This is a genomic window from Bacillus sp. FSL R5-0397 (assembly GCF_038593395.1).
In the GTDB taxonomy this organism is placed as follows: Bacteria; Bacillota; Bacilli; order Bacillales; family Bacillaceae; genus Bacillus; species Bacillus altitudinis.
In genome coordinates, this window is record NZ_CP151992.1 from 3,655,779 (window position 1) to 3,678,937 (window position 23,159).

The following is a 23,159-nucleotide window of genomic DNA, read 5'->3' on the forward strand; positions in this document are numbered from 1 at the left end:
TACTCCAACATGGCATGTACACGCACATGATCAAATATTGAAAATATCAGGTGCGTTTTTTAATCTATCGTTTTCTTAACTCCGTAATTCACCTTTTGTCCAATATCATATAAAGACCCGTTTTCATACCCAATAGATAACACCAAATCGGGAATAGAATCATAGCCGTTCTTCGCTAGATCAAAGAGTTGTGCACCATAATGTGATGCAGCAATGCGGGCATTTTCAGCTGTGTATGGGTTTTTCAGAAGTTCTTCTTTGTAGATATCGAAAATATTCGCTCCGGTATCCGTTACAAATTGACCGTTTACAATACTTAAATCTTTTAAATTGTAGCCTGTTACCGTTTTGATTTGATTGACGAGGTGAAACTTTGCAAGTGAATCCGGCGTGAATTGAGTCGAATCATCATTTCTACTTTTCATAATATGAAAAAATAGTTCTCTTGTATTGTTGCTTGTATTCAATATGTCTTCTATTTGTTTGACCAGCGACTCGTCAGTTGATCCACTCACCACTAATTTAAAATGATTCGGATCAATGGTAAAAGTTAAATTGGCGTTTTTAGGAATGTTCAAACCATTGGTAGAAAACAAAGCTTGCAGTTGTTCGTTCACCTTCTGACGATTTAATAGTTTCTTTTCTACACTTTCTTGGGTAGGATCGTACCGTTTTTCATTACGGAAGGCGGCATCATTAAAATTATAATACCCTCCTCTCCCATGGTTAGCCCAACCAATTTCCATAGAGTAAGCAGCATCTCTTTCTGGTTTGGTTAGGTCACTTCTGAAATAAGGAGAGTATGGATTTCGATACTTATCAAATATATGACCATGAGGATCTTTGAATCGTTTATTTTGTTCATTTATTTTTTCATATTTTTCATCTAATATTTTCATCCGTCTATCAGATTCGGTCATCACTTCATTTGTACTTTTAATAGCTGATTGGCCTTTAGAATCTATTTGATTCAGATTGTTCGAAGAACTGGCTGTATATGACGTATTAATATTCATTTTGATTCTCCTTTTTTAAGAAAATAGTGATTATTAAATATATCGGCAATTCAGTTAAAATTTGTTAGTTTAATGTCGATATAGTAATTATTACAAGGAGGGTTAATATATGACAAATACTATCTTTAAACGTTTATTATTACCAGCATTATTATTGGCGCTTGTTACTAGTTTTTTTGCACCTACTTCAGCAGAAGCAGCAATTACGGGGAATAACAGTCCTAACACTGCAAGTTCAATGGGATATTGGAAAAATAGTCGTTCAGACACGACAATCTTACCTGAAGGTGAAAATGAAGCATATTATCAGTTTACGATCAATAAAGGTGAAAGAGTTTATGTCAGAAGTTCGTATAATAAGCAATATACTGGGATGAAAATCGAGGTTTATAATTCAAAATATTCTGATGCGAAAACAGAAGTAATTAATCCTGATTCAGTCACACCCTTTATTTTTGCAAATACTGGTGACGTGACTTCAACTTCAGAAACTTATTTTGTGAAAGTAACCCGTGGTACATATAGCGGAAACATGTATTTTACTGTTTCCATTCAAGATCGTATTAAATCTGGAAATGGGACATTCAATTTTACGGGGACTGCTACAAACTTGGGGAATTCTTCTTTAAATTTTTTAGGGGTTGATTCTTCTGTCATTACAATGGATTTAACGAACAATTCTTCTATTCCTAAAAGTGCAATTGTCAAATCGATTACGACAACTAGCACTCAAACACCCAACCAAGGGAATGTCACACACAAACTGATGGCTAGTGATAGTAACATTTGGTATCAATCACTTTTCTCCTCTGCAACAAGTGGTTCTTATCGTATATCTCTGGATGATCAATTAAGAGTCGCTCAAAAATGGAGCTTTAAGTACAACGCAAAAGCTACAGCGAGATCTACTATGAGCAATGTCAAAGCCGATATCCGTTACGAATATGATGTCACAGATGGATTTTAATTGAATGGTGTTTACACCGATATGATCAAAAAGTAAGGGAGCATCCCTTACTTTTTTTATTGCCTCATTTTTGATGTTATATGTTATTTCGCCACTCTACAGTGCTTGTCATGATTGCTTCACTTCATGATATTCCTCCACTGTAAACGTATTTTTCAGCTTGAGCTGATTTTCAAGCAGATTTAGCCTCAGTTTTCCTAATGGGGGTTTCATTCTGCCTACATCCCCTGCGATCTTGTCTTCCATAGAAAATTGTCTATGAATTTAAGCATGATATTGAATAAGTTGTGAATTAAGAACACTAACTTTCCCCAAAATCCACCTCTTTTTTTCTAAAAATACAAGAAGGTCTATAGACTTATTTTACTCAAAATTTTTTCAAGAAGAAAAGCCTATATTTAATCATGATTCAAACAGAAGAAAATGGTAAATAATTTGAGATTGCCAAGGTTTTTTGGCATTTCTACTCTGTTTTAATGTCACAATCCGGCACTCTCTATTTCCAATCATTTGGTAGTTAGTTAGTCCTTTATTTTCTGAATATTTAGATCAAATTATCGAATATACCACTTTATGAACATTTGACTTCCTAATTGATAAACATTATCATTTGATTTGCTTGCGTGATAATTGAGAATCATTTTCATTTAAATTTTTATTAATACACTCATCCACTATCCGCAAGCCTGCTTTTATCATCATATGAGGTCAATTTGAGAAAGGGGATTTTTCACATATGGCCAAACGCACTGAAGGAATGGGTACTGATGATTCACTTTTTGGAGAAAGCCGTCCTTTTTTTATACCTGGGACGGAGCAACTAGATATCACAACACACCCATACAGACTTTTTATATTTAAACCGAATACCACTCCTCCCGAAACTGGTTTTCCAGTCATGTACGTGCTTGATGGGAATTCACTTTTTGGCACAATGGTCGAAGCTATACGTTTACAGTCAAGAAGACCTGAAAAAACAGGTGTCGTACCTGCTATTATTGTTGGAATTGGCTATCAGACAGAAGCGCCCTATCATCCGCTTAGGCATTATGATCTCACTCTTACCGGCCCTGACGTTTCCATTGGGGGTAAAAGAAAGGACTTCTCCATCCATACATATGGCGGCGCCTCTGCTTTCTTTTCTTTTTTAGAAAAGACGGTTAAGCCATACATTGAGCAGCGCTTTCCGATTAATCAGAGTCGTCAAACACTATTTGGCCATTCTCTTGGCGGGCTTTTTGTATTACACACACTATTTGAGCACCCTGACGCTTATCAGACATATATTGCGGGCAGTCCTTCTATCCACTGGAACAAAGAATTATTTCTAGAAAAAGAACACCAATTTACCAACCGCATCCGTCAAGTGCCTATGGATGTAAGGCTACTTGTAGGTGTAGGTGAGTTAGAAAAACATCATCCATGTCAAATGAATGCTCATGCAAAGTCTCTAGCCAATCGTATGCTGCCTTTATCCTCGTATGGCTTGCATACGACCTATCACGAATTTCCTGAAGAAGGACATACGTCTGTTTTACCGGTGCTGATGAATGACGCTTTTCGTTTTGCATTTTATCATCAAGACCCTTTAACAACTACAGACTTGAAAGAAAGGTAGTGAACGCATGAAACAGAGTGGTCTGTCTCATAAAATTGCCCTTATTACAGGCGCAGGGCAAGGTATCGGACAAGCAGTCGCCAAAAGACTAGCAGATGAAGGTGCGATCATTGCAGCAGTTGACACAAATGAAGATCAGCTGCAAAGCAACGTGCAGAAGTTGAATGATAAAGGCATACGTGCCTTTGCCTATCCAGGTGACATTACCGATCAAGCATCTGTTCAGCACATTGTCGATCAAATTGAAAAGCAGCTTGGCCCCATTTATTTACTGGTCAATGTAGCAGGCATTCTTCGGATTAGTTCGATTGATCAGATTAGTACAGATGATTGGCACCAAACCTTCGCAGTCAATACACATGGTCTCTTTTACATATCCCAAGCTGTCTCCAAATACATGATGAAAAGATCAGAAGGGGTCATTGTGACTGTCAGTTCTAACGCAGGTGCCATTCCTAGAATGAATATGGCTGCCTATGCTGCTTCAAAAGCAGCAGCTACTTCTTTTACAAAAACGCTTGGATTAGAGCTGGCTACCTATGGCATTAGATGCAACGTCGTCTCGCCCGGCTCTACCGCAACACCTATGCAATGGGCTTTATGGTCTGATGAGCAAGGAGCAGATCAGGTGATTAAAGGTTCGTTAGAGACGTATAAAACCGGTATTCCTTTACAAAAAATCGCTGACCCTCAACAGATTGCTGATGCAGTCATCTTCTTTGCATCTGAGCAATCCAGTCATATTACGATGCAGAATCTCACAATTGATGGTGGTGCAACACTCGGAATTTAACATTTTATCAAAAAGGAGGCCTTTTCATGAAACATTCATTATTGTCGACAGAAGAAAAAGTACAGCTGATCCAAGACTATCAGCCAGGCGCATTTTTCCTTGCTTCTCCTAAACGAGCGTTACTTGCAGAGGGGATATTCCAGCATATTAAAACCAATCAACTCGATGAACTATCCACAAAGGTAGCCCATGTTTTTGAGACTGCCAAACAAGCTGGTATTCAAGCACCGATTGTTGCTGGTGCTGTTCCGTTTGATCCGGCGCAACCCGTTCGTTTAAATGTGCCAGTCCATGTACAGTTTAGTGATCCACTCGAATTTCATCAAGGTGATGAGGATTCAGAAGTGACATCACAATCCTATGAGGTGACACCTGTCCCTTCTCCTGAAGTCTACATGAATGGTGTGAACGAAGGGTTAGCTAAAATTGAAAAAGGAGAGCTTAGCAAAATCGTCATTTCTCGATCTCTCCATCTCAAATCAAATCAAGACATTCATACGAAAACAATACTCGAACGACTGGCTCGTCATAATACAACTGGTTATACGTTTGCTGCAAACGTAGCTGATCCGAAATCTTCCCAAAAGCGCACACTTCTTGGGGCAAGCCCTGAGCTGCTTCTTTCAAAAACTGGTTCATCTGTGATTTCCAATCCACTCGCTGGTTCTCGGCCACGCAGTTCAGACCCCGTAGAAGACCAGCGTCGTCACGATGAACTTCTTACTTCTGCAAAGGATTTACATGAGCATGCAGTGGTTGTCGATGCTGTCACTAAAGCGCTTGCTCCTTACTGTCATACGTTAGATGTACCCGCATCACCATCCGTCATACAGACAGAAACGATGTGGCATTTATCTACTGTGGTCAAAGGTGAATTAACAGATTCCAATGTGTCCTCCATTGATTTAGCGCTTAGCCTCCATCCAACACCCGCAGTATGCGGAACACCTACAGCAGATGCACGTGAAGCCATTCAAGCGATTGAACCCTTCGATCGAGGATTTTTCACAGGAATGGTCGGTTGGGCAGATGCAAATGGTGATGGAGATTGGATTGTCACCATTCGCTGTGCAGAAGCTGAAGGTCACTCCCTTCGCCTCTTTGCTGGTGCAGGAGTGGTCAAAGGATCAAAGGCAGAAGAAGAGCTAGCCGAAACATCTGCAAAATTCAACACGATGCTTCATGCGATGGGCATCCATCAGCTATAAAAATACATAGGAGATGACAAAAGACATGTTTGTTCAACCACCTACATGGCCAGAAGAATTTGCAAAACGCTACCGTGAAAACGGCTGTTGGCGTGGAGAAACCTTTAGCGGGATGCTTCGTGAACGCGCCGTATCGTTAGGGAATAAAACAGCGATTACATACGCTGATACACACATGAGCTATCAAGAACTTGATGAGCGCGTCAGCAGTCTTGCCGCCGGTTTTCATCAGCTTGGAATCCAAAAGGGAAGTCGAGTTGTCGTACAGCTTCCTAACATTCCTGCTTTTTTTGAAGTCGTTTTCGCTTTATTTCGTATCGGTGCTTTACCCGTCTTCTCACTGCCATCTCATAGAAGCAGTGAAATCACTTATTTTATTGAATTTGCCGAAGCAGACGCATATGTCATACCAGATGTCGATAGCGGCTTTGATTATCGATCACTCGCACGTCAAGTGAAAGAAAAACTTCCCTCATTACCTCATGTCATTGTTGCAGGAGAAGCTGAGGAATTCCTAGACTTGGATGATTTGCGCAAGGACCCAGCGCTCGATCCACAAATACATGTAGAGGCAAGCGACATTGCGTTTCTTCAGTTATCTGGAGGAAGCACAGGCCTTTCTAAGCTCATACCTCGTACACATGATGACTATATTTATAGTCTTTGGAAAAGCAATGAGGTGTGCGAGCTCACACAACATAGTGTGTATCTAGCTACACTTCCAGTTGCACACAACTATCCATTAAGCTCGCCTGGTGTTCTTGGGACATTATACGCTGGTGGAAGAGTCGTTCTTGCACCTGGATCAAGCCCTGATGTCGTCTTTCCACTCATTGAAAAAGAACGGGCGACTATTACCGCTGTCGTTCCACCAATTGCATTGATTTGGCTCGAAGCCGCTCCTCATCGATCAGATGACTTATCGAGTCTTGAGGTCTTACAAGTCGGTGGTGCTAAATTAAGTGCTGAGGCAGCAAAACGAGTGATGCCTGCCCTTGGGTGTAAGTTACAGCAAGTTTTTGGCATGGCAGAAGGTCTGGTCAACTATACCAGATTGGATGATCCTGAACATGTCATTATCCATACACAAGGACGCCCGATGTCTGAATATGATGAGGTACTAGTGGTAGACGATGAGGACAAGCCCGTCCCGAATGAAGTGGCTGGACACCTTTTAACAAGAGGACCTTATACGATTCGCGGCTACTATAAAGCCGATGAACAAAACAAAAAAGCATTTACACCAGATGGCTTCTACAGAACAGGTGACATCGTGCGATTAACCAAAGAAGGAAATGTTGTTGTAGAAGGCAGAGACAAGGATCAAATCAATCGTGGTGGCGAAAAGGTTGCTGCTGAAGAAGTTGAAAACCATTTACTTGCGCATCCTGACATTCATGATGCCGCCATGGTGTCCATGCCAGATCCATTTCTTGGCGAACGCTCATGTGCCTTTGTTATTGCGAAAGGAAACAACAAACCAGCACCGCATGTCTTAAAGTTATTTCTAAGAGAACGTGGGCTCGCTGCCTATAAAATTCCTGACCGCATTGAATGGATTGATGCGTTCCCACAAACAGGTGTAGGAAAAATCAGTAAAAAAGCATTAAGAGAATTAGCTGCAATCCATACTGCCAACGTATAAAAAAGAGGAGTGAAAACCATGGCAATCCCTACTATTCCTGCGTATCCAATGCCAAGCATACATGATTTACCCGAAAATAAAGTGAACTGGATCCCTGATCCGAAACGTGCTGTCTTGCTGATACATGACATGCAGCAATATTTTTTAAATGCATTTCAACAAGATACTTCACCGATTACAGAGTTAGTGCAGCATATTGAACAATTACGTGATACATGCAAAGAACTCGGCATTCCAGTCGTCTATACAGCTCAACCTGGTGATCAAGACCCGAAGGATCGTGCCTTATTAACAGATTTTTGGGGACCTGGTCTTGGTGATGATGAAGCATTGACAAAAATCATTGATCAGCTTGCTCCATCTGAATCAGATACAATGCTGACAAAATGGCGTTATAGCGCATTCAAAAAATCCAACTTTTTAGATCTTCTTCACGAAGGCGGACGTGATCAACTGATCATTACTGGCGTATATGCACATATTGGATGTATGCTGACAGCCGCAGAAGCATTCATGTTCGATATTGAAACCTTTTTTGTCGCCGATGCCGTCGCTGACTTTTCACTTAAGCATCACAAAATGGCAATGACCTATGCAGCTGAACGCTGTGCAGTCACCACAACGACAAACCAAATCATCAGTCGTTTAACAGGACAAGAAGCAAACAGTGATGACCTATCCTTTGATGCCATCGTTCACCAAGTAGCTGAGTATCTTCAAATCAATCCAAATGAAATACCGCTTGACGAGAATCTCGTCTACCTTGGCCTTGATTCAATTAGAATGATGAGCCTAGCGGAAAAGTGGAGACAGCAAGGAGCAACAGTCAATTTCGTTGAGCTTGCAGCAAATCCAACGCTCATGTCTTGGCGGACTCTTCTTTTCCCAGAAAAACAGCCATCTATCCCAAATATCGATTACTTGTAAAGGAGGTTTAGGCCCTTGTCGATCCAGTCCGTCGATTCATTCCCACTAACCGGTGCCCAATCAGGCATTTGGTATGCGCAGCAGCTTGATCCATCTAACCCTATTTTCAATACAGCTGAGTATATAGAGATTAAAGGTCCTATTGATCCCATACACTTTGAAGCAGCCATTCGAAAGACTGTCTTAGAAGCAGATTCCTTGTATATGCAATTCGTTGAGGATACTGACGGTCCAAAGCAATGGATGACATCTAAGAAAGAAATCCCATTTCAATATGTCAATTTACAAAATGAAAAACAGCCGTTTGATGCGGCTAAAGCATGGATGAAAGCCGATCTTTCCACACCAGTCTCTTTAGAGAAAGATGTATTATTCCGTGAAGTGCTTTTTCAACTTGCTGACGATCGATTCATTTGGTATCAGCGCATTCATCATATTGCCATTGATGGATTCGCCTTTTCGCTCATTGCACGTCGTGTTGCTGAGGTCTATTCAGCCCTATCGCAAGGGACACCTGTGCCTCCTCAAACATTTGAAGCTTTACATGATGTAGTCCAAGAAGAGGTCACTTATCAACAGTCCAATCGATTTGAAGATGATCGAGCATTTTGGAAAAATCGTTTTGCTGATCAACCGGAAATTGTCAGCCTTGCTGAGCTTGCCCCAAGAACGTCGGATCATTTTATCCGGAAAACGGCTAGATACGATGCCGAAAAGGTAAGCAAAATGAAAAAAAACGCCCAAGCCTTCGGTAGTACGTGGCATGAAATGATTCTTGCCGCATCCGCACTCTATATGCATCGTATGACGGGTGCACATGATATTGTTTTAGGATTACCTGTGATGATGCGCCTTGGATCGTGCGCCTTGCAAACACCTGGAATGGTCATGAACCTGGTACCGCTTCGTTTAACATGCAAACCAGAAATGACGCTCTCAGCACTTGTTCGTCAAGTATCTGATGAACTGAAAGCCATTCGTCCTCATCAACGATATCGTCATGAAGACATGCGGAGAGACTTTAAGCTCATCGGAAGAAATCAACGATTATTCGGTCCACAGATCAATATCATGCCATTTGATTATGATCTCAAGTTCGATCAGAGCATTGGTCGAGCACACAATCTCTCAGCAGGACCGGTAGATGATTTATCGATCAACATATACGACCGTGCAGATGGAAACGGATTTCAAATCGACTTTGATGCAAACCCTGCTGTTTACAAAGAGACAGCCGTTGACGCTCATCAACATCGTTTTCTTCAATTGCTCGAGGAAATAACCGGACTAGAGCAAGATCAGACAATCAGTCAATTCAACCTTCTTTTGTCTGAAGAAAAAGAGAACATTCTCAAGCACTGGAATGATACAAAACGAGAATTACCAAAAGAATCATTACGGGAACTATTTGAAAAACAAGTGAGCAAAACGCCGCAAGCAAAAGCATTACAGTTTGAAGGAATCATTTTGACCTATGAAGAGTTGAATCAGCGGGCAAATCAATTAGCTCATTATTTGAAAAATCGTGGCATTGGACCAGAACAATTCGTCGCAATCGCTCTGCCTCGATCCATCGATATGGTCGTAAGTCTATTAGCCGTCGTCAAAACGGGAGCCGCATATCTGCCACTAGACCCTGATTATCCTAACGATCGTGTCGCCTATATGCTAGAGGATGCCAAACCGGCGTGCTTGCTCACAATCAATGAGACAGCAGGTGGTTTGGACTATCCTCACATCGTTCAACTGGATGATGCAACTGTTCATCAGGAGATAGCAGGCAGTCCGCATCTCAATCCTACCTGGAGCGAGGGCTCTCCACATCACCCCGCCTATATCCTCTACACGTCAGGATCGACAGGCAAACCAAAGGGTGTTGTTGTAACAAAGCGAAATGTAGTCAACTTTATATTGTCCATGCAAGATGCATTTTTATTAGATCAAGGAGACCAGCTTTTAGCGGTAACGACCATAGCCTTTGATATTTCCGGGCTAGAAATGTTCCTCCCACTTTTACATGGGGCTGCTATTTTATTGGCAAAAAAAGAAACGATACAAGAACCAGCAAAGCTTTCAAACATGATTCGTTCTCATCATGTCACAATCATGCAGGCAACACCAACGTTGTGGCATGCATTGGCAGATGAATACCCTGACGTGATCACAGGTATGCGTGTTCTTGTTGGAGGAGAAGCACTTCCTGCCTCCCTTTTGCACACACTGCAATCTCTTCAATGCGACATTACCAATTTGTACGGACCTACAGAAACGACGATCTGGTCTACGATGGAAAATGTCACAGCACATCAAGAGAATAGCGGGCCGGCAATTGGTAAACCCATTTGGAATACGAGCATTTACATTTTAGATGAAGGACTAAACCCAGTCCCAGCAGGATCAATCGGTGAACTTTATATTGCAGGTGAAGGAGTATCAAGAGGATATCTTGGACGATACGACTTAACGGCAGAACGATTTGTCGCTGATCCGTTCGGCACAAAAGGCACGAGAATGTATCGTACTGGAGATTTAGCCAGATGGCGTGAAGATGGTTCGATTGATTATATAAGCCGTGCCGATCATCAAATTAAAATCCGCGGCTTCCGTATTGAATTGGGTGAAATTGAAACCGTGATTATGCAGCATCAAGCTATAAAGCATACATCTGTGATCGTTCGTGAAGATCAACCTGGACAACAGTTGCTTTGTGCGTATGTTGTGCTGACAGACGACTCAGCTCTTCACCCTTCAGAGCTCAGGCAATTTGTGGCTGCATTACTTCCAGACTACATGGTGCCTTCTGCTGTTGTCTTTTTGCCGGAACTGCCACTTACACCAAACGGCAAAATCGATCGCAAAGCATTGCCGGTGCCAAATATGTCTTTAGTTAGTTCTGAGCGTACACCTAGAACACCCCAAGAAGACATGTTATGTAGTTTATTTGCAGAAACCCTTGGCGTATCTCAAATTGGCATAGATGATAGTTTCTTTGACTTAGGTGGACATTCTTTACTTGCCGCTCGTCTGCTTCGACGTATACGAGATACATTCGGTGCAGACCTAAGCATGAGCACCATTTTTGAATCACCTCGAGTCGCTGAGCTTGCACAGCACTTAGACAAAGCGAAGGACATTCGGCCGCCACTTCAGGTAGAAAACAAGCCAGATGAGATTCCGTTATCCTTTGCTCAGAAACGGCTCTGGTTCCTTCATTGCCTTGAAGGGCCAAGTCCAACTTACAATATTCCACTTGTCATTCAGCTGACAGGTACACTAGATCAACAAGCTCTAACTGGTGCTTTGGCAGATATCACTGAAAAACATGAAACCCTTAGAACCATTTTTCCAAATAAGAACGGCATGCCAAGACAGGTTATTTTACACCCAAAAAGTGTTCAGCCTGAGCTCCATGTCACAGCTTCAAGCGATCAACAAATTGAGAATCAATTAAATGAATCCATTCGCTATAGCTTTCAGCTTGAAGAAGAACCTGCACTGCGAGCTGAATTATTCATGCTTGATGGCAATCGATATGTGCTGCTTCTATTGCTGCATCATATCGCTGGTGATGGCTGGTCACTTGCACCGTTGACACGAGACTTAGCTGCTGCTTATGAAGCTCGTATTCAAGGGAAATCCACCTCATTGCCAGCGGAACCTGTTCAATATGCTGACTATGCTATTTGGCAGCAGAAACTGTTGGGCAGTGAAAAAGAGACGGATAGTCTATTTGCCAAGCAGCTCAGCTATTGGAAAGGTGCCTTACATGACCTGCCAGAAGAACTTGAGCTTCCCTATGACTTCCCACGTCCACAGGAAGGAAGCTTCAACGGTGCGACGATAGACTTTACGATCGAACCGGCTTTACATCAAAACCTTCTTGAGCTTGCGAAACAGCATCAAGTGAGTTTGTTCATGGTGCTTCAAGCATCACTTGCAGCATTACTGACACGCCTTGGGGCGGGGACAGATATCCCAATCGGCAGTCCAATTGCTGGACGGAATGACGATGCACTTGACGATATTGTCGGATTGTTTGTGAACACACTAGTATTACGTACAAATACAGCTGGTAATCCAACCTTCAGTGGGCTATTGAAGCGAGTGCGAAACGTTGACTTAGCAGCCTATGAGCATCAGGATCTGCCATTTGAACGGCTAGTGGAAATCCTAAATCCAACCCGCTCCAGATCACGGAATCCATTGTTCCAAGTCATGCTTGCCTTCCAAAATACACCGAAGGCAGAAATGAAGCTGACACAACTTGATTCGGATCTCTACGTAAAACCAGTGGGATCAGCTAAATTTGATCTGACCATCGAATTGACAGAACAAAGAACTGAAACTGGATCAGCAGCAGGATTAACAGGATTGTTTGAATTCAGCACAGATGTATTTAAACAAAGTACCGTTCGAGCAATCGCTGACAGAATGAAGCGCTTTTTAACAGAGATAGCTGAGCGCCCACATCTGCCGATTGGTCAAGTGAACATTTTATCAGATCAAGAACGACAAACATTTCTCCCTGACAAACAGACATTCGCTCAGTCAGACCAAGCACATAGTCTCCCGGCCTTATTTGAAAAAACGGCGCAGCAATACCCTGATCGAGTGGCTGTAACGGATGGCAATAGGCAGCTGACCTATGGTGAGTTAAACAACAAAGCCAATCGTCTTGCTCATTTATTAATACAAAGAGGCGTTGGACCAGAACAGTTCGTTGCACTTGCCCTGCCTAGATCAATTGATATGCTCGTCAGTTTATTAGCTGTTCATAAAGCAGGCGCAGCCTATGTTCCTCTTGATCCTGACTATCCAGCAGACAGGCTGGCATACATGATACAAGATGCCAAACCAGTTTGCAGCATCACAACAAAAGCAGCTGCATTGCATCTCCCTGCTGACTGCGATTTGATTTTGTTAGACGAAAAAGAAACAATTGATCAATTGCTGACTACGCCAAATCACAATCCGGCTGATATAGACAGAATTGAGCCGCTATCTTCTCTGCATCCGGCCTATATTATTTATACGTCCGGCTCTACAGGGAAACCAAAAGGAGTGGTCATTCCACACCAAAATGTCATCCGTCTTCTGACATCTACTGAACATTGGTTCCATTTCGATGAAGAGGATGTTTGGACAATGTTCCATTCATATGCCTTTGACTTTTCAGTTTGGGAAATATGGGGACCCCTTTTATATGGCGGGCGACTTGTCATTGTTCCTCATACCATCTCTCGTTCTCCAGAAGAGATGATGCAGCTTCTAGTCGATGAAGGTGTGACTGTGCTTAATCAAACACCTTCCGCCTTCTATCAGCTCATGCAGATAGACAAGGAACAACAAACACTTGGTCAAGCATTATCACTCCGCTATGTCATCTTTGGCGGTGAAGCATTAGAGCTTAGCAGATTAGAAGATTGGTACAGCCGTCACTCAGACTGCAAGCCAAAATTAATTAACATGTATGGCATTACAGAAACCACCGTTCACGTCACGTACAATGTACTCAATCGAGACATGATCGCAAAGAAATCCAGCAGTTTAATAGGCGAACCAATTCCTGATTTACACGTGTACGTACTAGATGAATACCTACAACCTGTTCCACCTGGGACAACAGGTGAAATGTATGTAGCTGGAGCTGGTTTGGCAAGAGGTTATCTAGGCAGGCCTGACCTGACCTCAGATCGATTCCCTGCTGATCCTTATGGAGCACCTGGCACAAGGATGTATCGTACAGGCGACCTCGCTCGCTGGACAGAAGAAGGGGCACTTGATTACATTGGTAGAGCTGATCATCAAATTAAAATACGCGGGTTTAGGATTGAACTTGGAGAAATCGAAGCCGTTCTATCACGCCACGACGCAGTTGCACAAGTTGCCGTCATTTTGCGAGAGGATCAGCCTGGCGACAAACGCTTAGTTGCATACATCGTCACAACTGAAGAAGACCATTTCGATACAGAGACTCTTCGCCATTTTGCGGCAGCCAGTCTTCCTGATTACATGGTGCCTGCGGCTTATGTACAGATTGATACGATGCCACTTACAGCAAACGGGAAGCTTGATCAAAAATCACTGCCGGCACCTCAATTGCATATACAGCAAACGGATGGCCGCGGCCCAAGAAACCCGAAAGAGGAAGTCCTGTGTCATCTTTTTGAAGAGGTGCTTGATTTGCCAAAAATCAGCATTGACGATCGCTTTTTTGACATTGGCGGGCATTCCTTACTTGCGGTTCGTTTAATCAGCCGCATTCGTGATGCACTTGGTGTGAAACTGAGCATCGGAACGTTGTTTGAAGCACCGAACGTTGCCAGCTTGGCAGAGAAACTAGAAACAGGAAGCGATGAAAACGCACTAGAAATCTTACTGCCGCTACGAACAAATGGAGAAAGACATCCTCTCTTCTGTGTTCACCCAGCAGGTGGTCTTAGCTGGTGCTATGCAGGTCTCTTGAATACATTAGAGAAAGACATCCCTATTTATGGATTACAGGCACGAGGAATCGCAAGAAAAGATGACTATCCGCATACACTCGATGATATGGCTGCCGATTATATTAAGCACATCCAAACGATTCAGCCAAAAGGCCCTTATCATCTACTTGGCTGGTCACTTGGCGGAAACGTTGTACAAGCAATGGCTACTCAACTCCAGCAGCAAGGTGAAGAAATCGCTCTCGTTGCGATGCTGGATGCCTATCCGAACCATTTCTTACCGATTAAAGAAGCACCTGATGAAGAAGAAGCACTAATCGCTCTTCTTGCACTCGGCGGTTATGATCCAGATACCTTAACAGGTGAACCGCTCACGATGAAGAGTGCTGTCGACATCTTGAAGAAAGACGGCAGTGCACTAGCAAGCTTAAGTGAGGATGCCATTAGAAATCTAAAAGAAACCTATGTCAACTCAGTGCGATTGCTCGGGGAATATCAGCCAAAAACTTATCAAGGGGACATATTATTCTTTAGATCTACCATTATCCCAGACTGGTTTACACCGATTGATCCCGAAGCATGGGCACCTTATATCAACGGAACCATTGAACAGCACGACATTCATTGCCGGCACAAAGACATGTGCCAGCCTAAACCCCTAGCAGAAATTGGTGTCATCTTAGACAACGCTCTGCACCGGGTCAAACAAAAGCACTAAGAATAAAGGAGAGATGACAAATGACAAATCCCTTTGATCGTGAAGACGGTGTATTTCTTGTGCTTGTCAATGAACAAGGACAACATTCACTTTGGCCATCATTTGCACCAATACCAGATGGATGGGAAAAGGTCTTTGGTGAAGACACTAGAAATGCCTGCATTGATTATATCCAGACACACTGGCAGGACTTACGGCCATTAAGCTTAACAAAAGAACCTGCGTTAGCACATGGAAAAACGGAATAAATCATCGCACCCTGATCTCCATCAGGGTGCTTTTTTTAACAGAATAAACACACCATTTTCCAGCTCTTTCTGATACAATTCAATTGAGAATGTTTATCAATTAATAAGAGATCAGGTGGTTTTATGGGAAACAATCATCAATTATGTACAAAGGTAAATGCTGAACAATGCATTTATCGATTAACATATACTGAAAAAATAAATAATGCAGATCTTCCACATACGGAGCAGCAATTGTCAGATACTTTCTGCCTCCTCTTTAGCATAAGCGGCAGCGGTTTACTTACATTGAATGATCAAAGATGGCGATTGAAAAATCTGACACTCTATACGATGATGCCTGGGGAAACATTTATGTTGAAAACAGAGCCTTATCAAAAACACGAGCTCTATCTGTTTCGATTTCAGATGTACACGCTACAAGGTCAAAACATAGAAGAAGTATCAACTGAACATGCCCGATCTTTACTGAATGTATGGCAATTTATCGATATTAGCTCGATTGAACAAATTCATTCTTTACTATCCGACATGACAACAGAATGGCAAAAACCTGAATCCATTAGCTTTTTTAGAAGCCAAACCCTTTTTCAACAGCTCATCCTGCAGCTTTTCACACTGCATAAAGAAGACATTTGTGACACAACACATGCCCTTTTCAAAACAAAACAATATATCGATCAACATTCCGAAGAACCTCTCAGCCTTACAAGTCTATCTCATATGGCTGGTATCAGCGCCAATCATTACAGCGAGCTATTTAAAAAGCATTTTGATGTGAGTGTCACTGATTATATCACCAAGAAAAGACTGGCTAGAGCCAAACAGTTAATGGCGAAAGGTCATGCAAAGCTCAAAGACATTGCACAGGATATTGGCTATCAAGACCCCTATTACTTTAGCCGCATCTTTAAGAAAAAAACGGGTATCACTCCTTCTGCTTATATGAAAAGCCGTCAACGGAAAATGGCTGCCTATGGCCATTCCATACTCGGGCAGCTCACACCTATTCATATCATCCCATATGCTGCCCCTCTTCACCCTAAATGGACAGCACATGACTTTGAGCATTATGCAGAAGAAATTCCGATCCATTTGAGTGCACATCGTATCAACGAGCACGCTGAAGCCAATATACAGCAATTGATGGAAGCACAACCTGAGCTGATCATTGCCAATGATCATGTGACAGAGGCAGAAAAACAAGCGTTGAAAACCATCTGTCCTGTGCACTTTGTTCCATTCACACAATTGGATTGGCGCACTCAATTCAGACAAACAGCTCTGTTCTTAAACGAAACGAGGGAAGCAGAAGAATGGCTGTTTCATTACGAAGAACTCGTCATTCAAGCGAAAAAGGCATGCCTTGTTGATCATCCACCAAGAACCGTCCTGCCTCTTCGTATCTTTCAAGATCAGCTCTACTTATCTGTCAATCGCACCTTGTCAGAAGTAATTTTTCATGACATTGGCCTTCTGCCGGCTTTTCAGAATGATGGCCAGCTCATCGAAAAAAAAATCAGCATTCACTCTATACAGCAGTTAGACCCAGATGCAATCTTCCTCTTGTTGCATAAAGAACCAAAAACCCTTGCTTTTTATCAAAAATTAAAGCAACAGGAGGCTTGGCAAAATCTCAAGGCTGTGACGCAACAAGCCGTCTATCCACTCGCTTCTGACCCTTGGCGTGAATACACAGCAGCCAGTCATCAACGAGTCATTCAGGACCTTTTATCTTTTTTTCCGTAAAAAGTCCATCACTAGACAGATCATTGTCTATGGATAAAAGGACGAATGACTACTACAATCTTTAATTGAGAACAATTATCAGTTAAAGGAGAAAACAAATGAAAAAATGGTTCGCATTGCTTATCCTTTGTATCATGACGATCATCGCAGCAGCCTGTGGTGCTGCAGAAAATAAACCGGCTTCAAACACAACCAAAAGCAAGTCAGCTGAAGCAGCAGAAACAAATATCAAATACTTAGATCAAACGTACAAACTGAAAACACCAGTGAAACGAATCGTCATTGCTGGAAGCCTAGAATCGATGGAAGATGCAAAACTACTTGGTATCGACCCTATTGGTGCTTCTACTGTAGGCGGCACTTTCCCTGAATTATTTAAAGACATTACAGCAAAAACAGAAGGCATTGGGGAAAAAACAGAACCGAACCTAGAAAAAATCTTAAAACTAAAACCAGACGTGATACTCGGATCAACCAAGTTCCCGCCTGCAACAATTAAAAAACTAGATAAAGTCCAAACGACGATCCCAGTATCACATGTCTCTTCCGACTGGGAAAGCAACCTTTTATTACTCGGTGAACTGACTGGAAAAAGTGAAGAAGCGAAAAGCATCATTTCTGATTATCAGAAAGATCTCAAACAAGCGAAAGAAACCCTGAAAGACAAAAGCAACAACAAAACAGCTGTCATTTTACGCATTAGACAGGGCGACCTGTACGTGTACCCTGAAGACGTATACTTCAACTCTACTTTATATGGGGACTTAGGGTTTACAGCACCAAGTGATATCAAAAAAGCCAAAGCACAAGCAATGATTTCATTGGAACGCCTAGGCGAACTCAATCCTGATTATATCTTTGTTCAGTTCTCCCAAGAGGAAAACTCATCGAATCCAAATGCATTGAAGGACTTAGAGGGAAATAAAATTTGGAACAGCCTAAAAGCTGTGAAAAATGGACACATCAATGAAAATGTCGTTGATCCTATGCTTCAGGGAGGAACAGCACTAAGCAAAACAACCTTCCTTGATCAGGCTGTCAAATGGCTAGATCAAACCAACTAAAAAGATGCGCATCTTGACAAAGGGCTAAACATTTTAGCCCTTTGTTCTTCTTTTCAGCAGAGCTTGAAAACTTGAAGGAGAGAATACACATGAACGGAACGTTTCTATATGACGAATTGAACGGGCGGCAGCTTGATATTTACCTTCCACCGGACACCTCTATTGATGTTCCAGCTGTCTTTGTACAAGATGGCTCTTCTTTGTTTAGAACCCACCTGCTAGAGATCGAAAGCATGATTGAAGCCAAAACCATCTCGCCAATCATCATCGTCGGTATACACCCATTCAATCGACTTGACGAATATACACCATGGAAAGCATCATCACTGCGTTCTGGATTCCCTGACTTTAAAGGTGAGGCACAGACATATGTGTCATTTTTAACAAATGGCTTGCTTCCATATATCAAAAGAGAATACCCAGTCAAACAGACCGGTCATGAACATAGTCACATAGGTGCTTCATTAGGTGGGCTATTTGCAATTTATACTTTATTGATGTACCCTGCTCTTTTTAAAAACATCGCATCTATCTCTGGGTCATTTTGGTATCAAGATTTTCTACCGTTTGCTAAACAACAAAGCATTCAGTCTGTGGACCACCTTGTCTATTTGTCTGTAGGCAGTGAAGAAGGGAAAGGCAAAATATCTGTCCAACAGCACATGCCTTTATTCAACAAACAACTCCATGATCTTTTATTACAGAAAGGGATGCAGGAACGAAAGCTTCACTTTCACATTGAACAAGGAGAGGGCCACCATCTCAAACAATTTGAAAAAAATTTCTTATCGGCCATCAAGTGGTTTTATAAAAGAAAACCTTAATTTTTTATCAGCAAGTCACAAAGTCGATATGGTATATTGGAACGTATAGATTGAAAGAGGAGGGATTTGCGCATGAGACCTTTACAAATCTCAGCCGATACCGCACAAAAGCTTGCTGCATCACTCAATGTACCGTTAGAACAAATTATGCATATGCCGCAGCATATCTTATTAGCTAAATTAGCGGATCTTGAACAGAAGAAAGATCGTTCTTAAAGAAATAAAGGAGTTTACATTCATGGAACAACAACTAGAAAAATCAACATTACATCCTCGCAGTACAGGACAAACCATCCTGCTAATTGCTGGGATTTTGCTCATTGCATTTAATCTGCGGCCTGCCATTACGTCCGTTGGCCCTGTGATCGACGCAATTCGTTCCGATTTACAGCTTTCAAATGGACTGGCGGGTTTTCTTACGACATTACCACTGCTCTCATTCGCATTGCTATCTCCCATTGCACCTAAAATCGGAAAACGTCTTGGGAATGAACGAACACTTTGGCTTGGGCTTGCTGTCCTGCTCTTTGGGATTGTCATTCGTTCATTGGGCAGCATCACCTTTTTAATGATGGGAACGGCGCTAGTCGGCGTCGGGATTGCGATTTGTAATGTGCTTTTACCTGGACTTGTGAAACATAAATTCCCTGCACATGCTGGATTAATGACAAGCGTGTATACGACATCGATGTCCGTTTTTGCTGCACTTGCATCTGGTGTCAGCGTTCCGCTCAGTCATGCAATGCCTGGCGGCTGGAATACATCATTCCTTGTCTGGGCCGGACTTGCCCTTCTTGCGATGATGGTGTGGGCGCCGCAGCTTCTTCATCAGAACACAGCGGCTGTCAAAAGCATTTCACTCAAAGAACAGCCAATATGGCGTTCACGTGTCGCATGGCAGGTGACCTTTTTTATGGGCTTGCAATCATTCCTTTTCTACAGCAGTATCGCATGGTTTCCTGATATTTTGACATCACATGGCATGAACCTAGCGACAGCGGGATGGATGCTCTCTATTATGCAGTTCACTGGTCTGCCATCCACCTTCTTAACGCCCGTTTTTGCAGAAAAATTAAAAACACAAAGACCACTTGTCGTCGGCCTTGTCCTTGTGTATTTACTCGGTATGATTGGTCTCCTTCTCGGAGGGTCGACGCCTATTCTTGTCATCTCTGTGCTATTAATCGGCGTCGGACAAGGGGCCAGTATCAGTCTTGCCCTCACATTTATTGGATTAAGAACAACCAATATGGAACAAGCAGCTGCCCTTTCTGGAATGGCGCAGTCACTCGGTTATTTATTAGCCGCTGTTGGTCCATTCATGATCGGTATCCTTTTTGATGTGACACATACATGGACGCCATCTATTATCATCTTTATCATCGTTCTATTTTTCATGTTTTTATCCGGTATGCGTGCTGGACGAAGCATCTATATTTCAGATCCATCATAAAAAAAGAACCCGCCTCACGAGGAGACGGGTTCTTTTCTGTTTTATGCTTGTTCTGTGACGTGCACCTTTAATGTTGCTTGTACTTCTGGGTGAAGCTTCACCGGTACATTTGTGTATCCTAACGCACGAATGGCATCATTCAACTCGATTTTACGCTTATCGAGTTTGATTTGATGTTCTTTTTGCAATTTATCAGCGATCTGTTTGCTTGTAATCGAACCAAATAGACGACCGCCTTCACCTGATTTAGCAGTGAGTTCCACTGTCAGCGCCTCAAGTGTTTCTTTTAATTGTTTCGCTTGCTCAAGCTCTTGGATGGCATTCTTTTTCTCTTTGTTTTTCTGCCCTTCCAATGCACTTAGGTTCGTTGGAGTTGCTTCAACAGCTAACCCTTGTTTGATGAGAAAGTTGTGAGCGTATCCGTCAGCTACATTTTTGACTTCGCCTTTTTTCCCTTTGCCTTTTACGTCTTTTAGAAAGATGACTTTCATCTTTGAACCCCTCCTTCGAAATATTCGTCTATGGCAGCTTTTAACTTCTCTACCGCTTCTTCAATGGTTATACCATAAATCTGGGTCGCAGCGTTAGTCAAATGACCACCGCCATCTAATGCTTCCATAATAATTTGAACGTTGATATCCCCTAACGATCTTGCACTAATACAGACCGTATCGTCATCTCGCCTTGCGACAGCAAATGATGCTTCAACCTCACTCATCGACAAGAGAGAATCAGCCGTCTGTGCGATCGTAATTTGATCATAATACTCAGACCTGTCAGACGGCAAGGAAGCAATCGCTACCTGATTTTGATACAGCTCTGTATGCTGAATGAGCTTTGCCCGTTTAATGTAATGATCGACTGTCTCTTTCAAAAACTTTTGCACAAGGACAGGATCTGCCCCTTTTGCACGAAGGTAGGATGCTGCATCGAACGTTCTTGACCCCGTTCTGAGGGAGAAACTCTTCGTATCCACGATAATCCCAGCAAGAAGTGCTGTGGCCTCAATCATGTTAATCCGCAATTTCTTCGGCTGATACTCTAACAGCTCTGTCACAAGTTCTGCTGTAGATGAAGCATACGGCTCCATATAGACAAGTAAAGGATCACGGATAAATTCCTCACCACGTCTATGGTGGTCAATGACAACGACGTTTTCGATCTTATTTAGCAGTCGTTCTTCCATTACAAGGGACGGTTTATGTGTATCTACGACCACAAGCAATGTGTCATCCTTTGCAAGCTCCATCGCTTCCTCAGGCGTGATAAAACGGGACCAAAGTTCTTCATAATTCTTAATTTCACTAATTAAGCGTTGAACGCTATCCCCAATCTGGTTGGCATCAATGACGATGTAACCTTCTTTTCCATTCGCCTGAGCAACCTTTAAAATCCCGATCGAGGCACCGATAGAGTCCATGTCGGGGAACTTATGCCCCATGATCATGACATTACCGCTTTCAGATACAATTTCTTTTAAAGCATGTGAAATGACCCGTGCGCGTACTCGTGTCCGTTTTTCCATTGGATTGGTTTTTCCACCGTAGAATTTCACTTTCCCATTCGGCTGTTTAATCGCTACCTGATCCCCGCCTCGTCCGAGGGCAAGGTCAAGACTCGACTGCGCAAGTGCGCCAAGTTCTTTTAAAGAAGGAACAGACGCACCGATTCCAATGCTAAGGGTAAGCGTGGCGCTATGTGCCCCTGTTTTCTCACGAACCTCGTCTAAAATGGAAAACTTCGATGCTTCAAGCTCTGCTAAGATGCTCTCGTTTAATACAGCCATAAATCGTTCAGATGAAATTCTTTTTAAGAAAATGCCGTATTCTTGTGCCCAATTGTTTAACAGCGATGTGACTTCACTATTTATCGCGCTACGCACCTGATCATCAAGACCCTGCGTCACATCATCATAATTGTCTAAAAAGATATAAGATAACACCGTTCGTTCATTTTCATACTGTCTTTCAATCTGCACTTGTTCCGTGACATCAAAGAAATATAAAAGGCGCTCTGACCGTTTAATAATGACTTTGAATTTCCGGTCATTCAGCGTCACATTTTCTGTCTCAACCTCTTGTTTAATAAGAGGCACAATGGATTCAAATGTATCATACAAGGATCTGCCGACAAGTGTGCTTTCATGGAAGCACGAAGCGAGAAATGGATTGGTCCATTCGATATAATACTGGTCATTAAACAGCATAATACCAATTGGCATCTCCATTAATGCTTCTTCTCCAACCTTTTTGACTCGATAGGATAATGTTGAAATATATGAATCAATCTCTTTTTGCACCTGCGTATCTGCCCACTTTAAAAAGTAGAGCACACCCGCAAGGACTAAAAGACCAACCGCTCCTATGATCCAATTAAAATAAAGGTTGAGGAGGACTGTGATCACCGCAAGAACAATTAACGCGAAGATCGGATACTTGATGACAGGTTTTCGATAGAAGCTTGGCACTGATATCAACTCCTCA

16 protein-coding genes are annotated in these 23,159 nt (G+C 42.4%); 13 read left to right on the forward strand and 3 right to left on the reverse strand.

The features are described 5' to 3' along the window. Positions 1-59: 59 nt before the first annotated feature. Positions 60-1,016 carry a DUF4885 family protein gene (locus NSQ70_RS18730; RefSeq protein ID WP_135009470.1) on the reverse strand — a complete coding sequence of 319 codons (957 nt, stop codon included), beginning with the start codon at positions 1,014-1,016 and terminating at the stop codon, positions 60-62. A gap of 109 nt (positions 1,017-1,125) precedes the next feature. On the opposite strand from NSQ70_RS18730, the gene NSQ70_RS18735 reads away from it, so the two are divergent. The 13 genes from NSQ70_RS18735 (at position 1,126) to NSQ70_RS18795 (ending at position 20,676) form a co-directional block, all read left to right on the forward strand. After that, on the forward strand, positions 1,126-1,983 hold the full coding sequence (locus tag NSQ70_RS18735; RefSeq protein ID WP_024718457.1) for a hypothetical protein: 858 nt from the start codon (positions 1,126-1,128) through the stop codon (positions 1,981-1,983). 736 nt (positions 1,984-2,719) lie between these two features. Then, positions 2,720-3,601: an alpha/beta hydrolase-fold protein gene (locus tag NSQ70_RS18740; protein ID WP_047946690.1), complete on the forward strand. Its 882-nt coding sequence runs from the start codon at positions 2,720-2,722 to the stop codon at positions 3,599-3,601. Between the two features lie 7 nt (positions 3,602-3,608). Next, positions 3,609-4,394, forward strand: coding sequence for a 2,3-dihydro-2,3-dihydroxybenzoate dehydrogenase (locus NSQ70_RS18745; RefSeq protein ID WP_047946689.1), 786 nt, complete (start codon positions 3,609-3,611; stop codon positions 4,392-4,394). A gap of 26 nt (positions 4,395-4,420) precedes the next feature. Continuing rightward, a complete protein-coding gene (gene dhbC / locus NSQ70_RS18750; protein ID WP_135009468.1) occupies positions 4,421-5,602 on the forward strand; it encodes an isochorismate synthase DhbC in 1,182 nt (393 codons plus the stop codon). 25 nt (positions 5,603-5,627) lie between these two features. After that, the gene (locus NSQ70_RS18755; protein WP_113767269.1) at positions 5,628-7,247 is read left to right on the forward strand and encodes a (2,3-dihydroxybenzoyl)adenylate synthase; all 1,620 of its coding nucleotides are present in this window, start codon (positions 5,628-5,630) and stop codon (positions 7,245-7,247) included. A gap of 18 nt (positions 7,248-7,265) precedes the next feature. Then, the gene (locus NSQ70_RS18760; protein ID WP_039169005.1) at positions 7,266-8,174 is read left to right on the forward strand and encodes an isochorismatase family protein; all 909 of its coding nucleotides are present in this window, start codon (positions 7,266-7,268) and stop codon (positions 8,172-8,174) included. A gap of 15 nt (positions 8,175-8,189) precedes the next feature. After that, complete coding sequence (locus NSQ70_RS18765; RefSeq protein ID WP_327861878.1) at positions 8,190-15,338, forward strand: non-ribosomal peptide synthetase; 7,149 nt, start codon at positions 8,190-8,192, stop codon at positions 15,336-15,338. A gap of 20 nt (positions 15,339-15,358) precedes the next feature. Continuing rightward, positions 15,359-15,586: an MbtH family protein gene (locus tag NSQ70_RS18770; protein ID WP_024718451.1), complete on the forward strand. Its 228-nt coding sequence runs from the start codon at positions 15,359-15,361 to the stop codon at positions 15,584-15,586. A gap of 123 nt (positions 15,587-15,709) precedes the next feature. Further along, a complete protein-coding gene (locus NSQ70_RS18775; protein WP_047946685.1) occupies positions 15,710-17,335 on the forward strand; it encodes a helix-turn-helix domain-containing protein in 1,626 nt (541 codons plus the stop codon). 98 nt (positions 17,336-17,433) lie between these two features. Further along, positions 17,434-18,399, forward strand: a complete 966-nt coding sequence (locus NSQ70_RS18780) for an iron-hydroxamate ABC transporter substrate-binding protein (protein WP_035704087.1) — start codon at positions 17,434-17,436, stop codon at positions 18,397-18,399. Positions 18,400-18,488: 89 nt separating this feature from the next. After that, complete coding sequence (locus NSQ70_RS18785; RefSeq protein ID WP_327861877.1) at positions 18,489-19,223, forward strand: alpha/beta hydrolase-fold protein; 735 nt, start codon at positions 18,489-18,491, stop codon at positions 19,221-19,223. A 72-nt stretch (positions 19,224-19,295) separates the two neighbouring features. After that, positions 19,296-19,439, forward strand: coding sequence for a YycC family protein (locus NSQ70_RS18790; RefSeq protein ID WP_327861876.1), 144 nt, complete (start codon positions 19,296-19,298; stop codon positions 19,437-19,439). 22 nt (positions 19,440-19,461) lie between these two features. After that, complete coding sequence (locus NSQ70_RS18795; protein ID WP_327861875.1) at positions 19,462-20,676, forward strand: MFS transporter; 1,215 nt, start codon at positions 19,462-19,464, stop codon at positions 20,674-20,676. 41 nt (positions 20,677-20,717) lie between these two features. On the opposite strand, the gene rplI is transcribed toward NSQ70_RS18795, so the two are convergent. Further along, the gene (gene rplI, locus NSQ70_RS18800; protein WP_007497423.1) at positions 20,718-21,167 is read right to left on the reverse strand and encodes a 50S ribosomal protein L9; all 450 of its coding nucleotides are present in this window, start codon (positions 21,165-21,167) and stop codon (positions 20,718-20,720) included. After that, a complete protein-coding gene (locus NSQ70_RS18805; protein ID WP_017359884.1) occupies positions 21,164-23,143 on the reverse strand; it encodes a DHH family phosphoesterase in 1,980 nt (659 codons plus the stop codon). The genes rplI and NSQ70_RS18805 overlap by 4 nt, the downstream gene beginning before the upstream one ends. Positions 23,144-23,159: the final 16 nt, after the last annotated feature.